Origin of the sequence: Embleya hyalina, from assembly GCF_003967355.1 — a bacterium.
GTDB classification, from domain to species: Bacteria; Actinomycetota; Actinomycetes; order Streptomycetales; family Streptomycetaceae; genus Embleya; species Embleya hyalina.
This window is the reverse complement of the sequence record NZ_BIFH01000015.1, coordinates 354,161-369,244: the sequence shown is the minus strand read 5'-3', so window position 1 is coordinate 369,244 and position 15,084 is coordinate 354,161. Positions and strand designations below refer to the sequence as shown.

Here is a 15,084-nt window from a genome sequence, read left to right as displayed (position 1 = left end):
GTGCCCGCCGGCGGGCCGGGCGTTTCCCCCCGGGCGGTCCCGGCGGCCTCGGCGGTCCGGGCCGCGGGCGGCTCGCCGGGCGCCTCGCGAGGTCCCGTGCGGTAGGTCCCTCGAGGGTGCGCCCCGGATGTGCTGTGCATCAATGTGCTGACGCACACCCGAGCGCCCGATCGGTTTCCGATTGGTTTCTGATTGGTCGTCAGGTATATCCCGCGAACCCTGGGGTTATTTCCCGTAAATGGGCGCCGGCCTCGTACGATGCGCCATGGATGCCGGCGGAGGATGCGATTCCGGGGCGGCTCGGGGGTCCGACTCGATACGGTATGAAGCGTGAGGTGGCTCACAGTGACAGTCTGATCGATGACGGAACGTCGCCAACGCGAAGCCCGCTGTGATTCAGTTTCTCTGGTAAACGGACGATATCTGTTCAGAAGACACCGGCGTCGACCCCTGGGGGAGACCCATGACAGCCGAGACGGAGACCCACGTCCGGTTGGCGACTTTGCGCCTTTTGAACCGCGTCGTCGCCGACCTCAACGCCACGCGTGACCTCAAGGACACCCTGCAGGCCGTCGTCGACGGCGTGGTCTCGGGCCTGGGGTTCGGCGTGGCAGCGGTCAATCTCGTCCGCGCCGACGCCGATCTGGAGGTCGCCGCGGTGGCCGGCAACGACGAGTTGCGCAAGGCGATGGCCGGCCAGATCGGCTCGCGCGAGGGCTGGGACCGCATCCTGGCCGCCGCCGAGCCCTGGGGGCCGCTGCGCTTCCTCGGGCACCGCTCGGGGCAGGCCGACGTGGGCGACATCCCGAGCTGGATACCCGACCTGCCGATCGCCGACCACCCCGAGGCGTGGCATCCGCGCGACGCGCTGCTCGCGCCGCTGCACACGCCCGAGGGCGACCTGGTCGGCGTGTTGTCGGTGGACCTGCCGGTGGACGGTCTGCGGCCCGCCCCGTGGCGGCGCGAGGTGCTGGGCATGTTCGCCGCGCAGGCGGCGATCGCGGTGGACAACGCGCGTCTGCGCAGCGACATGCAGCGCGCGGTGGCCCGCCTGGAGCGCGAGCAGCTCGCGCTGCGGGCCAGCGAGGAGAGTTTTCGGCAGGCCTTCGAATACGCGCCCAGCGGCATGGTGATGACCGGCGTGCGCGGCCACGAGCAGGGCCAGCTGCTGCGCGCCAACGACGCGCTGTGCCGGATGCTGGGCTACCCGGCGCCGGTGCTCAAGCGGCTCGGGCTCGGCGCGTTGGCGCACCCGGAGGATCGGCCGCTGCTCGGCGGGCACCTGGGCGGGACGGTGCCGGTGGCGGGCTGTACCGAGCTGCGGCTGGCCCGCAGCGACGGAACGTACCGGTGGGTTTCGCTGCGCACCTCCCAGGTCGCCGACGGGCTCGGCGACCTGCGGTTCGGGCTGACCCACGTGGAGGACATCGAGGACCGCAAGCAGCGCGAGCAGGCGCTGGTGCACGAGGCCAGCCACGATCCGCTCACCGGGCTGCCGAACGGGCGCGAGCTGCGGGCCCGGCTCGCCGCCCGGTTCGGCCTCAAGGCCGGGCTCCCGGCCGCCGGTCCGGGCGGCGACATGCACGAGCCGTACGCGGACGAGTGGGCCGTGCCCACCGGCGCGATCCTGAGCATGCCCGAGGGCGCGGTGGTGGTCGTCGACGAGCCGCCGGCCGCCGAGCGTCGCGGCGTCGCGCTGCTGTTCTGCGACCTGGACGGGTTCAAGCACATCAACGACAACTTCGGCCACCACATCGGCGACGTGGTGCTCAAGGCGGTCGCCGAGCGGCTGACGGCCGCGGTGCGCGAGGGGGACACGGTGGCCCGGCTCGGCGGCGACGAGTTCGTGGTGCTGGCCGATGGGATCGGGCGGGAAGAGGCGGAGGAGATGGCGGTGCGGTTGCGCCGGGCGTTGTCCGTACCGATTCCGGCCGAGGGGTTGGCGGTGCCGCTGGAGGGGGCCAGCTTCGGGATCGGCTGGGCCGAGGAGGCGGCCGAGCCCGAGGACTTGCTGCGGATCGCCGATGAACACATGTACGCGAACAAGCGTCGGCGCGATCGTGCGCAGCGGCGGGCCGGTTAGGGACGGCGTTCGTCGCCCGGGCGGGACGCGGGTGCGCTTCGGGTGGCTCGATGTGGTGTGCCCGCCCGCCCCGTCCGTGGCGTCGGGCGTACCCGCCGGGGCCGTTCACTTCCTTGCGATTTTGGTCATCATGGGTGAATTCGGTCACCTGATGGGTGGGTTTCGTGAGTTCGGTGGCTTCGCCGTGTTCTTGGGGCGGGCGGCTGCCGTACGCCTCAGTAGGGCGTTTTCGTGACAGTCCCGTCACGCGGACAACACCACTTGTCGCACCCGTCGCCCGTTAGTGTGATGCCTGGTATTGACAAAGCTTGGCCTGGCGCACGTAGGGAGGACTACCCGATGACGGCGGGTACCAACGGTGAACCTGAAGACCCGTACGGGTACCTCTATCGGCCGGCGCCGGGTGAGGAAGCGGGCGACGGGACAGGGACGACCGGTGCGTACGGTTCTTCCGCCAATCGGATGATGCCGCAATATGTGCAGGTCGGGCAGATGAATTACGCCCAGCCGCCCGCGCACACCCAGCCGCAGGCGGCGATCCCGGCCCAGCACGAGCAGGGCGGCGCGCAGCCGCCGCAGCAGCCCCGGCAATCGCACGGCGGCAGCGGCGGCGGTGGTGGTGGTCGCGGCGTGATGATCGGCGCGGCGGTGGCGGTCCTGGTGGTGATCGGAGTGGTCGCCGGCCTGCTGCTGACCCGCGACAACGACAAGGGCGACAAGGCGAAGACGCCGGCCACGACCGCCGGCACGCAGACCACCGCGGGCCCGTCGCAGACCTCGTCGCCGTCCTCGGCTCCCTCCACCGCGCCCGGCGGCAAGTTCGCGATGGTGGAGGCGGAGGACGCCTCGCCCTCAGGCGGGGCGGTCGCGGTGGCCGGTGTGGCGTCGTCCTCGGGCAAGGGCCTGATCGACATGTCCGCCCCCGGGTCGACGATCACCTGGAAGGTGGAGGTGCCGAAGAAGGGCACCTACTACCTGGCGGTGAAGTTCCTCAACACGACCTCCGAGCAGCAGAACCTGTCGATCCTGGTCAACGGCAAGGACACGACGAACAAGGCCAGGCTCAAGAACTACGGCACGAACACCGTCACCGGCACCTGGAACATGGTGCAGCTCAACGAGGGTTCCAACGACGTCGCGCTCACCTGTGCCCCCGGGGAGAGCTGCAAGGCGGCCCTGGACCAGGTCTGGTTCGAGAACCAGCAGCCCAGCCTGAAGTAGGCGGACCTCACCCGGAACGGACGTCGATCCGGTCGCCGGCGCGGACCCCGAGCAGGGTCGCCGCGTCGCCCCGGTTGAGCGAGATCGCCAGGAAGCCGGCGGAGTCCGCGTACGCGACGAGTTCCCCTGCGGCCACCTCGCCGAAGGTGCCGCGCAGGGGGACCGTGAGCACGCGCCCGCCGACCTCGATCCGCAACGTGTCGGCGCCGGCGAACTCGGCCGTCGAATGCGCGAGTTGCACGTTGCCGAAGTGGTCCACGGTCAACACCTCGCCCGGCACGGGCTCGGCCGGTCGGGTCGGGTCGGTCAGGGCCGGCCCGACCTCGGCGAACGGGGTGCCCGCCGCGAGGTGGGCGGCGACGGGCGCGAACACGTCCCGGCCGTGGAAGGTGCGCGAGATCCGGGCCAGGGTGAGCGCGGGGGCGGCGATCTCGCGGATCTCCGTCGGCCCGCCGAGTTCGCGCGCGGCCCACATCAGCAGCCCGTTGTCCGGTCCGACCAGCAGGTGCCCGCCCGCTCGCAGCACGATCGCCCGTCGGGCGGTGCCCACCCCGGGGTCGACCACCGCGAGGTGCACGCTGCCCACCGGGAACCACGGCACCGTCTGGGCCAGCACCAGCGCGCCGCGCCGGATGTCGCCGGGCGGCACCTGGTGGGTCACGTCCACCACCGGTACGGCCGGCGCGATGCCGGCGATCACCCCGTGGCACGCGGCCACGAAACCGTCGGCGAGGCCGTAGTCGGTGGTGAAGGTGATCCTGGGGGCGCCGGCCATCCTCGGAATCTACCGGGCGCGGGCGGGCCCGGCGTCGATCACGTCGGCGAGTTCGGCCAGGATCCAGCGCTTGGGGCGGGCCCCGACGAACTGCTTCACCGGCTCCCCGTCGCGAAAGAGCAGGAACGTCGGCATGGACAACACGCCGTAGCGGGCCGCGGTGGCCGGATTGCGGTCGACGTCGAGCTTGACCACGCCCAGGTTCGGCCGCTCGATCGCGATCTGTTCGAGCACCGGCGCCATCTGGCGGCACGGCGGGCACCAGTCGGCGGTGAACTCGACCAGGGTCGGCCGGTCGGCGCGCAGCACGGCGGTGTCGAAGTCGGCGTCCTGGACGTCGGGGACGTGAGCACTCATCGGGACTCCTTGGTGGATGCGGCGGGCGCGGCGGGCGGCCCGGAGGTCAGCGCGCAGCGGGGTTCCGGCGGTTCGGGCAGCGTCGCGGCGGCGGTGACCGCCGGCGTGGCCGGCCCGGGCGCCCGCTCGGCGGAGCCGCCGGCGTGCGCCCGCTCGGTCTGTTCGAGTTGGCCGGCCAGGTGCGCCCGGATGGCCTGCATGCGGTCGATGCACGCGTCGAGTTCGGCCAGTTTGCGGCGGTATACCGCCAGCGACGCCGGGCACTCGTCGCCCGCGTCGTGCCCGGCGCGCAGGCACTCCACGAACGGCCGGGTCTCCTCCAGGTCGAAGCCGATGCCCAGGAGCGCGCGGATCTCGCGCACCTGTCGGGCGTCGTCCTCGTCGTAGTCGCGATAGCCGCTGCTGGTCCGACGGGCCGACAGCAGGCCGCGTTGCTCGTAGTAGCGCAGGGCCCGCGTGCTGGTCCCCGCGCGCTCAGCCAGTTCTCCGATGCGCATGTTCGAAACGGTAGACCTTGACGCGGACGTCAAGGCCAGAGGTGCGCGCGTGGAGACCGGCGCGGCCGGAGTCCCGGCCCCGGCCCGATCAGCCCGGGCTGGGCCCGGTGGGGTGGGCGTCCGGGACGCCCTGGCGGCGCACCGGGGCCCGACCCGCGGGCTGTCCCGGCGGGGTGTCGCGGGTGAGCTCCGGGATGTCGAGCGTTATCGGCTTGCCGGGGATCAGCGTGTGCTCCTCGCCGTGATGCAGGAACGGGATCTCGGCGCCCTCGCGCAGCGTGTACGTGGTGCGCTCGTGAGTGGTCTCCACCCGCAGCCGCGCGCCGCGCACCGACAACGAGAAGCGCAGCGCGGTCAGCCCGACCGGAAGGCGCGGCTTGAAGGACATGCACTCGCCGTGGTCGCGCAGCCCGCCGAAGCCCGCGACCAGCGCCACGCAGGTGCCCGCCAGGGAAGCCATGTGCAGGCCGTCCTTGGTGTTCTTGGCCAGGTCGTGCAGGTCCATCAGGGCCGCTTCGGCGGTGTAGTCCAAGGCCAGTTCGAGATGGCCGACCTCGGCCGCCATGACCGCCTGGGTGCAGGCCGACAGGGACGAGTCGCGCACCGTCAGCGCCTCGTAGTAGTCGAAGTTGCGGCGTTTTTGCTCGTCGGTGAACGCGTCCCCGCGCACCTGCATGGCCAGTACCAGGTCGGCCTGCTTGACCACCTGCTTGCGGTAGATGTCGAAGTACGGGTAGTGCAGCATCAGCGGGTAGTGGTCCGGCGGGGTCTTCTCGAAGTCCCAGACGCGGTGCTTGGTGAAGCCGTCGGCCTGCGGGTGCACCCCCAGGTCCTCGTCGTAGGGGATGTACATCGCGCCGGCCGCGTCGCGCCAACTCGCCGCCTCCTCGGTGTTCACCTCCAGGGCGCGGGCCTCGTGCGGGTGGCGTCCCACCGAGTCGGCCGCGGCGAGCAGGTTCGACTGGGCCATGAGGTTGGTGTAGACGTTGTTGTCGGCGAGCGCGCTGTACTCGTCCGGGCCGGTGACCCCGTTGATCCGGAATCGGCCCTCCGCGTCGTGGTGGCCCAGCGAGCGCCACATCCGCGCGGTCTCGACCAGGATCTCCAAGCCGAAGTCGCGCTCGAAGTCCCGGTCGCCGGTGGCCCGGACGTAGCGCGCGACGGCGACCGCGATGTCCGCGCCGATGTGGAACGCGGCGGTGCCCGCGGGCCAGTAGCCCGAGCACTCCTCGCCGCGGATCGTCCGCCAGGGGAACAGCGCGCCCCGCAGGCCCAGTTGGGCGGCGCGCTCGCGGGCCAGCGGCAGTGTCGAGTGCCGCCAGCGCAGTGCCTGGGCGACCGCGTGCGGGAGGCCGTACGTGAGCACGGGCAGGACGAACACCTCGGTGTCCCAGAAGCAGTGGCCGTCGTAGCCCGGTCCGGTCAGCCCCTTCGCCGGGATGGCCCGCTCCTCGGCCCGGGCGCCCGCCTGGAGCACGTGGAACATGGCGAAGCGCACCGCCTGCTGCAGTTCGACGTCGCCCTCGACCTCGATGTCGGAGTTGTCCCAGAACTCCTTGAGGTAGCCGCACTGTTCGGCGACCAGGCCGGCCCATCCGGTGTAGCGGGCGGCGGTCAGCGCGGCGGCCACCTGGTCGCGCAGCGCGGGCAGCGAGCGGGTGGAGGACCAGCCGTAGGCGATGTACTTGACGATCCGCAGCTTGGCGCCCCGGTCGAGCACCGTGGTCACGCTGAACCGGGCCAGGTCGGCGGCGCTCTCGGTCTCCATGTACATGCCCTCGGGACCGTCGATCTCGTGGTCCATGCCGACCGCGACGCGCAACCCGCTGTGCTCGGTGCGGTGCACCAGGATCGCCTTGCCGCCGTTGTGCGTGTGCTCCTCGGGGCGCAGTGGCGCCTCCAGGACGGCGGCGGCGCGCGGATCGGCGTTCGGCAGCGGCAGTTCCTCGTTGGTGACCAGTTCCGACTGGAGCACGATCCGGGCCGGGCCGTCTATCGGTTCGATCTCGTACTCGATCGCGGCGATCGAGCGCTGGGTGAGCGAGACCAGTCGTTTGGAGGTGACCCGGACGGTGCGGCCCGCGGGCGAGGTCCACAACGCGCGGCGGTGCAGCACACCCTCGCGGAAGTCGATCGAGCGCTCGTGGTCCTGGATCTGCCCGTAGCGCAGGTCGAACGGCTCGTCGTCGACCAGGAGCCGGATGATCTTGCCGTTGGTGACGTTGATGACGCTCTGGCCGGACTCGGGGTAGCCGTATCCGGCCTCCGCGTAGGGCAGCGGGCGCAGTTCGAAGACGCCGTTGAGGTAGGTGCCGGGCAGGCCGTGCGGTTCGCCCTCGTCGAGGTTGGCGCGCAGTCCGATGTGGCCGTTGGAGAGCGCGAACACCGACTCGGACTGGGGCAGGTGGTCCGGGTCCAGGGTCTGTTCGGTGATGCCCCACGGCTCGACGGTGTAGGGGTGTTCGGTGCTCATGCCGTGCCTTCCGCCGAGGGTCGCCCGGTCGCCGGGTCACCGCTTCGGTCGCCGGCGGTGTCGCCGCTCGGGTCGTCGAGGAGTTCGTCGAGATCCGATACCACCACGTCCGCGCCGTGCCCGCGCAGTTCCTCGGCCTGTCCGACCCGATCCACACCCACCACGTGGCCGAAATCGCCGGCCCGGCCCGCCGCGACCCCGGCCAGCGCGTCCTCGAACACGGCCGCGTGCGCGGGGGCCACGCCCAGCGCCTTCGCGCCGGCCAGGAAGGTGTCGGGCGCGGGTTTGCCCTCGAGGTGGTCGCGCTTGGCCACCAGGCCGTCGACGATCGTGTCGAACAGGTGGTGGATGCCCGCGGCGCGCAGCACGTCCTCGCAGTTGGCACTGGAGGACACCACGGCGCACGGCAGCTTCGCGGCGCGGGCGGCGTGCACGTAGCGCACCGAGCCGGGATAGACCTCCACGCCCCCGTCGTGGATCAGCCGCAACACCAGATCGTTCTTGGCGTTGCTGATCCCGTACACCGTGGCGGTTCCCGGCGGGTCGCCCTCGTCGCCCGTGGGCAGTTCGATGCCGCGCGACTCCAGGAAGGAACGGGTGCCGTCCAGGCGCGGCTTGCCGTCCACGAACGTGTCGTAGTCGCGTCTGGGATCGAACGGGGTGAAGCCGACGCCGTCGCGTTCGCGCAGGAAGCGGTCGAAGGTCTCCTTCCAGGCGACGCCGTGCACCTTGGCGGTCTGGGTGAGGACCCCGTCGAGGTCGAAGAGAAGCGCGTGGATGGTGTTCGGCAGCCCCAACATGGCGGGTTTACTGCCCCCGATACCGGGGTGTTATCCGTGCGGTGATCTTTTCGGATGACACCTGGGACGAGATGGCGTGTCACGTGTGGTGCTTGAGCACGTTTTGACCGAAATGATGTTGAATTCCGGAAGTGGCACGCGTGGGGCGGCTACCGGACCACCCGGCCCGCATCGACCGGAGGCATTCGGCCGGTGCCGGCCTCGGCGTGGTCCGAGCGGAGGAGGACGTCGGCGTCGGCGCCGGTGACCGTTTCGGGCCGGACCGTCGACGCCGACGGGCCGGCCGGACCCGGCGCGCGCGGGTGCGCTCGGGGTCCGGTCGGCCCGTCGGTCGGCCGACGCGGCTGACGCGGCGTCGGATCACTCGGGTTCGCCGGGACTTCGGCCGGGCCCGGCCGGTCCGGCCCCCAAGCGCAAGGTGGGCCGAATCGCCCGCCCGTGCCCATTGCAATGTCCGACCGATGACCCTATTTTCGCTATCCGCCGGCTGACACGTGTCGAATCGCAGGGTGCATTCCGTCCGATTCACCCCTCCGTACACGTCGTGCGACCCGTACTTCGCCCACCGTTCCAGGTTGGGTCGACACGGGTTTCGCCCAGCCGTTCCGCGTTGCGCACGGGGAACCCGCGACACCGATCCCGTCGGTCGTGCGGGGCGGTTCGGCGCGTGCAGACCTTCTTGCCTACGGAGGACGAGATGGCCATATTCGGTGGAAAACGTGTGGTGACCCTCGCGGTGGGGGCGACCGCCGCCGCGCTGCTCGCGGCGAGCGCGCCCGTGGCGGTCGCGAGCGACGACGCGCGTGGTGCGCAGACCCCCCGCAAGCTCAGCATCCTGATGAGCAACGACGACGGGCACCAGGGTCCGTTCATCCGGGCCCTGCAGAAGGCGCTGCGCGCGGCCGGGCACGACGCGGTGATCGTCGCGCCCGCCACGGACCAGTCCGGCAAGGGCACCGGGATCAACGCCACGCCGGGCTCGATCGTCAAGGCGGCCGAGGTGGAGCCCGGCATCTGGTCGGTCGCGGGTACGCCCGCCGACTCGGTCTCGTTCGGGCTTGCGAACGTCTTCCGCGACCGCAAGCCGGACCTGGTGGTCACCGGGATCAACCCCGGGCAGAACATCGGCGCCACCACGAACCACTCGGGCACGGTCGGCGCGTCGATCACCGCCGCGGAGAAGGGGATTCCGGCGGTGGCGTTCAGCGCCGAGTACAGCACCGCCGATCCGCACAACCCGTTCCCGCAGATGCCGCAGGCGACGGCCTTCGCGACGCAGTTGGTGAACCGACTGGCGGCCACCGCGCGCGGGAACGGCCCGCTGCTGCCCGCGCACACCACGCTCAACGTGAACTACCCGGCGAAGCCGACCGGTCGGGTGGAGATGACGAACGTGGGCGAGGCCGAGTTCCTGGCGGTGAGCTACGTCAAGGACCCGTCCTGCGACACCTGCTACAAGCTGGATCTGGGCCTGGCGCCGAACGTGAACGAGCCGGTGCGGAACGCGGACACCACCGCGATCGGCAAGGGGTCGGTGTCGATCTCGATGCTCGACGCCGACTGGACGGTGCCGGGTTGGCAGCGGGGGCAGCAGTCACGGGTGCTGGACGCGGTGGGCGTGCAGCTGCGGTTGTCGGGGCTGAAGGCGTGAACGGGGTTTTCGAGTTCGTGAGCCCGTGACCGGGTGACCCGGGTCGGGCCGGGCGTGCGGGGTCGGATCGTGTGGTCGATCCCGCACGCCGGCGCGGTACGTCCGGCCCGGGTCGGCGGTTTCACGTGGAACCCGGTGGGTCCACCGGCGGATCGGCCGGCGGGGCCTACTGGCCGCCGGAGGCGTCGTACTCGGTGAGCAGCGCGACCAGCTCGTCGTGGGTGATTCCGTCCGGGAGCGGCGTGGGGGTGTGCCGCAGCGGCGGGTCCCAGCCGGTTTCGGTGCGCCGGCGGACCACCTTCGCGGGCACGCCCGCGATCACGCTGTGGTCGGGCACCGTGCCGCGCACCACGGAGCCGGCCGCGACCACCACGTTCCGGCCGAGTTTGGCGCCGGGCAGGATGATCACGCCCGCGCCCAGCCAACTGCCCGGGCCGATCTCCACGGTGTCGTTGATCGGCCACTGGGTGCCGATCGGCCGATCCGGGTCGGCGTAGCTGTGGTTCTGGTCGGTGATGTAGATGTACGGCCCGGTCCACACGTCGTCGGCGATGGTGATCGAGCGATGCCCGACGATGTGGCTTCCGCGCCCGATCGTGCACCGGTCGCCGATGGTGACCACCGCCGCGCTGCCCAGGTCGTGCCCCGGGGCCAGGCCGGCGGACAGCGTGACGTGCTCGCCGATGATGCAGCCGGCGCCCACGGCGATCCACTCCTCGCCGAACACCGAGCCGACCGGGAAGGCCAGTTTGCTGTCCGCGCCCAGTCGCCGGAAGCGGTACGGACCGGGCTGCTCGGAGGTGATCGCGCCCGCCCGCTGCAGCGCCCGCCAGCCTCGGTGCGCGGCACGCGAGAGGGCGCCCCGGGCGTGCCCGCGCAGGGCTTGCGACAGCGACATGGAGATCACCGTACCGACGTGCGCGCGCGGCTCGGCGGGCCGTGGGACGAACGTCACGCCGGGCGGTTTCGAGGCCGTCGGGGGTTGGCTTCACACGGCTTCTGTAACAGTGTTACCGGGGGCGTCGGGTGTGACGCCGGAGGTCGGGTACTCGAACCAGCCAGGGAGTGGCCATGCGTGCCGTCGTCGTCAACGGAACCCGGGACGTGAGCGTGGAAAAGGTCGCGGATCCGGTGCTCGCCGGTCCGGACGGGGCGATCGTCCAGGTGACCGCGAGTGCCCTGTGCGGCTCCGATCTGCACTTCTACGAGGGCGAGTTCCCGGCCGTCGGGCTGCGCCCGGGACACGAGGTGGTCGGCACGGTGGTCGAGATCGGTGCGGACGTGGGCCGGATCGCGGTGGGTGATCGGGTGCTGGTGTCGCCGGTGATCGGCTGTGGGCGGTGTCCGGGGTGTCGGGCGGGCAATCCGATCGACTGTGTGGGTGGTGGTGTGCGGGTGCTGGGCGGCGACGTCGGGCTGCCGGGCGGGCATGCCGAGGCGGTGGCGGTGCCGGCCGCCGACGCGTGGCTCCTGCCGGTGCCCGAGGACGTCTCCGCGGACCACGCGGTGCTGCTCACCGACGCGCTGCCGACCGGCTGGACGGCGGCGACCCGGGCCGACATCACCCCGGGCGCCACGGTGCTGGTGATCGGTCTCGGGCCGGTGGGGCTGTACGCGCTCCAGGCGGCCCAGGTGCTCGGCGCGGGGCGGATCCTGGCCGCGGACCGGGTGCCCGAACGGCTCGCGATGGCCGAACGCCTCGGCGCGGAGCCGATCGACGCCACCCGGGGCGACGTGGCCGAGCAGGTGCGGGCGGCCACCGGCGGGCTCGGTGCGGACGCGGTGATCGAGGCGGTCGGGCAGGACGCGACGCTGAGCGCGGCGATCGCGTCGGTGCGCAGTTCGGGCACCGTCTCGGTGGTGGGGGTGGACGCGAACTTCGCGTTCCCGATCGCCGTGCCGCTGCTGCTGATCCGCAATGTCACGCTGCGCTTCACCACGGCCCCGGTGGCGGCCACCTGGCCGACGCTGATCCCGCTGATCCGGCACGGCCGGCTGATCCCGGTCGACGTGTTCACCCACCGGATGCCGCTGAGCGAGGCGGCGGCCGGATACCGCACCTTCGCGGATCGCACGGACGGCTGCCTCAAGGTGCTGTTCGACCCGACCCGCTGATCGACTCGTCGCCCGATGGGCGTACTGCCGACGTGCCCACCGCGAACTACTGTCCTATTTACCCCACTATGGGAGCCTGATCGGGCTACCTGTGCAGGGAGAAGACGGATGAGCGGCGGAATGGGCCTCCCCGGCGGACTCGGCGGCATCCTGGGCGGCCTGCTCGGTGGGCCGGGCGGCGGTCGGAACGGGGCGCTGGCGGGGGTACTGCTCGGCCTGCTGAGTCGACAGGGCGGCTCCGGCGGCCTGGGGACGCTGGTGCAGCGACTGCGGGACGGCGGACTCGACGAGCAGGCCCAGTCGTGGGTGGACACCGGCCGCAACCAGCCGGTGAGCGGCAAGGAACTCACGGACGCGCTCGGCGAGGACGAGATGGTCCGCCTGGCCGGCCGGGCGGGCCTGACCAAGGAGGAGACCGCCGCCGCGCTCGCCGCGACACTGCCGAGCGTGGTGGACGCGGTAACCCCCGGAGGCGAGTTGCCACCCGCCGAGCGAATCGACGCGCTGATCGACCCGACATCGGCCCCGGCGGCCCCGGCGGCGCCGCCTCCGCCGGGGGCTTCCGAGGCCGGTTCGGGGGCGGAGTCGGCCGTGGAGCCGGGTCCGGGGTCGGGCGCCGGGGCGGAGCCGGGCGTCGAACCGGCTGCGGCGGAGGCCGGGACCGGGGCGGGGTCGGGGGCCGATGCCGCGACCGGCGCCGAGACGGCGGCCGGAGACGAGTCCGACAGCGAGGCCGAGCCCGCACCCAGGGCCGGGGCGGACGCCGGGCCCAAGCCTGGGTCGGACGCCCGGTCCAAGTCTGGGTCGGGCGGCGGACCCAAGCCTGAGCCGGATGCCGCGCCCAAGCCTGGGTCAGGCGGTGGGCCCAAGCCTGGGTCGGGTGCCGCGCCCAAGTCTGGGTCGGACGGCCCGCCCAAGTCAGGGTCGGGCGGTGGGCCCAAGCCTGAGCCGGATGCCGCGCCCAAGCCTGGGTCAGGCGGTGGGCCCAAGCCTGGGTCGGACGCCGCGCCCAAGTCTGGGTCGGACGCCGCGCCCAAGTCTGGGTCGGACGGCCCGCCCAAGTCTGGGTCGGGCGGTGGGCCCAAGCCTGAGCCGGATGCAGCGCCGAAGCCTGCGTCGGACGACGGGCCCAAGGCCGAGTCGGACGGCGGGCCCAAGCCTGGATCGGGCACCGTGCCCAAGCCTGGGTCGGGCGGTGGGCCCAAACCTGGTCCGGATGCAGCGCCGAAGCCTGCGTCGGATGCCGGGCCCGAGGCCGAGTCGGACGGTGGGCCCAAGCCTGGGTCGGACGCCGAGCCTGACAGCTGAGGCGAGTCCGTGTCCGAGTCGGCATCCGAGGGCGAAGCCGAGCTTGCGTGCGAGTCGGAAGGCGACTCGACGCCCGGGACGGCAGCCTGGTCTGCGGCCGAGGCCGGGCCACCTGCGTCCGAGGGCTGATTCGAGCGGAGCCGTAGTCCACTGCACCACCGGTCGAGCGAAGCGGAATCGGAGCCCGGTGCCGCGCGGTGAAGCGCAGAGGAGCCGTAATTCACTACGCCCCCGGTGGCGCGCCCCGAACCCGGTTCCGCTGCGCTCCACCGATGGCGCGGTGGGTTGCGGCTCGGCTGGCGTCCATCGCTGCCGGGCACCAGGCTCGGGTTCCGTCACGCTTCACCGAGCGCGGTTCCGCTGCGCTTTGCCGCTGTGTGGCGCCGGGCTTCGGTTCCGTCGGTGGTGTTGTGGGTCGCGGCTTTGCTTTGTTGTGTTGTCGGGGGTGGGGGTGGCCTTGTGGTCAGGGGCGTGGGGCGGGGGTGAATTCGCAGTTCATGTGCTTGATGCCGTTGATGAACATCGAGCGCAGTCGCTGTGGTTCGCCCACCGCCCGGATGTCGGGCAGTCGGTGTAGCAACTCCCGGAACAGGAGGGTGATTTCGCGGCGGGCCAGGTGTGCGCCGAGGCAGAAGTGCGGGCCGCGTGCGCCGAAGCCGACATGTGGGTTGGGGTCGCGGGTGAGGTCGAACCGCTCCGGGTCGGCGAACACCGCCTCGTCCCGGTTCGCCGACCAGTAGAACAGCAGCAGTTTGTCGCCGTCCCGGACCCGCTTGCCGTTCAGCTCGGTGTCCCGGACGGCGGTGCGTCGCATCCACACCACCGGCGAGGCGAGTCGGACGATCTCCTCCACGGCGGTCGGCGCGTATCGCTCGAAGTCGGTGCGCCACAATCGGTGTTGGTCGGGGTTCTCGGTCAGCAGCCACAGGCCGTGCGAGATCGCGTTGCGGGTGGTCTCGTTGCCGGCGGCGAGCAGCAGGATGAAGAACGAGGCCAGTTCGTCCGCGTTCAGGCTCTCCCCGTCGATCTCCGCGTTGACCAGCGCGGAGGTCACGTCGTCGGTGGGGGTGCCGCGCCGGAACTCGGCCAGGTCCCGCATCAGTTCGGCGAGTTCGGCACCGGCCGTGAGCAGCGCCTCGATGTGGACGCCGTTCTCCTGGGGCACGTATTCCGGGTCCGCGACGCCGAGGAGCACGTTGGAGCGCTCGAAGACGAAGCGGCGATCCGCGCTCGGCACGCCCATCATGTCGCAGATGACGTCGAGCGGCAGGCGGGCGGCGACCTCTGTGACGAAGTCGCAGGAGCCGCGTTCGGCCACGTCGTCGACGATGGTCCGGGCGGTACGGTCCACGTCGTCGGAGAACTGCTTGATCATCCTGGGCGTGAAGGCGCGGGCGACGATCCGGCGCAGGCGCTGGTGCCTGGGGTCGTCCATCTCGATCATGGAACCGAAGAACTCGCCGAAACCCGGCGGGAAGTCGGGTATGTGGGTCGCGCCCCGCCCCGAACAGAAGTCCTCCGGACGCCGGGTCGCCTCCGCGACGTCGGCGTGCCGGGTCAGCGCCCAGAAGCCGGGGCCGGGCTCCAGCGGGCTCTCCGGCTCCGGGTAGTAGGGCATCGGCCATGTGGCCCGCAGCCGGGCGAAGCCCCGCTCGCGCGTGGCCGGCGGGCCCGACCAGAAGTCCAGGTCCGCGAGCGGGACGTCGGTGGGCCAGGTCCTCGGGTTCGGGTCGGTCGTGCTCGGTTCAGCCGTCTCGGCCGTCATGCCGCTCACTCCGATCGCGCGTTGTTACTCGCGGGTTCG

General features: G+C 71.9%; 12 protein-coding genes. 5 read left to right on the top strand and 7 right to left on the bottom strand.

The window, feature by feature from the left end; genetic code table 11:
- Positions 1–463 precede the first annotated feature (463 nt).
- Together EMA17_RS09275 and EMA17_RS09270 are read left to right on the top strand one after the other, a co-directional pair.
- Positions 464–2,083 (top strand): sensor domain-containing diguanylate cyclase, encoded by a 1,620-nt coding sequence (locus EMA17_RS09275; RefSeq protein ID WP_126636434.1) that lies wholly within the window; start codon positions 464–466, stop codon positions 2,081–2,083.
- A gap of 492 nt (positions 2,084–2,575) precedes the next feature.
- On the top strand, positions 2,576–3,304 hold the full coding sequence (locus EMA17_RS09270; protein WP_160161353.1) for a carbohydrate-binding protein: 729 nt from the start codon (positions 2,576–2,578) through the stop codon (positions 3,302–3,304).
- A gap of 7 nt (positions 3,305–3,311) precedes the next feature.
- Here the strand turns inward: EMA17_RS09270 and EMA17_RS09265 are convergent, their stop codons facing one another.
- The 5 genes from EMA17_RS09265 to EMA17_RS09245 all read right to left on the bottom strand — a co-directional run bounded on the left by EMA17_RS09265 (position 3,312) and on the right by EMA17_RS09245 (position 8,206).
- Positions 3,312–4,079 carry an SAM hydrolase/SAM-dependent halogenase family protein gene (locus EMA17_RS09265; RefSeq protein WP_126636432.1) on the bottom strand — a complete coding sequence of 256 codons (768 nt, stop codon included), beginning with the start codon at positions 4,077–4,079 and terminating at the stop codon, positions 3,312–3,314.
- A gap of 9 nt (positions 4,080–4,088) precedes the next feature.
- The gene (locus EMA17_RS09260; RefSeq protein WP_126636431.1) at positions 4,089–4,436 is read right to left on the bottom strand and encodes a thioredoxin family protein; all 348 of its coding nucleotides are present in this window, start codon (positions 4,434–4,436) and stop codon (positions 4,089–4,091) included.
- Positions 4,433–4,933: a MerR family transcriptional regulator gene (locus tag EMA17_RS09255; RefSeq protein WP_126636430.1), complete on the bottom strand. Its 501-nt coding sequence runs from the start codon at positions 4,931–4,933 to the stop codon at positions 4,433–4,435. Before EMA17_RS09255 ends, EMA17_RS09260 begins: the two co-directional genes overlap by 4 nt.
- Positions 4,934–5,021: 88 nt before the next feature.
- A complete protein-coding gene (locus tag EMA17_RS09250) occupies positions 5,022–7,406 on the bottom strand; it encodes a glycoside hydrolase family 65 protein (protein WP_126636429.1) in 2,385 nt (794 codons plus the stop codon).
- Positions 7,403–8,206, bottom strand: a complete 804-nt coding sequence (locus EMA17_RS09245) for an HAD family hydrolase (protein ID WP_126636428.1) — start codon at positions 8,204–8,206, stop codon at positions 7,403–7,405. Before EMA17_RS09245 ends, EMA17_RS09250 begins: the two co-directional genes overlap by 4 nt.
- Before the next feature lie 697 nt (positions 8,207–8,903).
- Here EMA17_RS09245 and surE point away from each other — a divergent pair.
- Positions 8,904–9,857 (top strand): 5'/3'-nucleotidase SurE, encoded by a 954-nt coding sequence (gene surE, locus EMA17_RS09240; RefSeq protein WP_126636427.1) that lies wholly within the window; start codon positions 8,904–8,906, stop codon positions 9,855–9,857.
- A 166-nt stretch (positions 9,858–10,023) separates the two neighbouring features.
- On the opposite strand, the gene EMA17_RS09235 is transcribed toward surE, so the two are convergent.
- Positions 10,024–10,755 carry an acyltransferase gene (locus EMA17_RS09235; RefSeq protein ID WP_126636426.1) on the bottom strand — a complete coding sequence of 244 codons (732 nt, stop codon included), beginning with the start codon at positions 10,753–10,755 and terminating at the stop codon, positions 10,024–10,026.
- Positions 10,756–10,928: 173 nt separating this feature from the next.
- Between EMA17_RS09235 and EMA17_RS09230 the strand changes: the two genes are divergently transcribed.
- Entirely contained in the window at positions 10,929–11,972 is a 1,044-nt protein-coding gene (locus EMA17_RS09230; RefSeq protein ID WP_126636425.1) for a zinc-binding dehydrogenase, read from the top strand.
- A 108-nt stretch (positions 11,973–12,080) separates the two neighbouring features.
- Positions 12,081–13,280: a YidB family protein gene (locus tag EMA17_RS09225; protein WP_160161352.1), complete on the top strand. Its 1,200-nt coding sequence runs from the start codon at positions 12,081–12,083 to the stop codon at positions 13,278–13,280.
- Positions 13,281–13,743: 463 nt separating this feature from the next.
- Here the strand turns inward: EMA17_RS09225 and EMA17_RS09220 are convergent, their stop codons facing one another.
- Positions 13,744–15,045 (bottom strand): cytochrome P450, encoded by a 1,302-nt coding sequence (locus EMA17_RS09220; protein ID WP_126636423.1) that lies wholly within the window; start codon positions 15,043–15,045, stop codon positions 13,744–13,746.
- Positions 15,046–15,084: the final 39 nt, after the last annotated feature.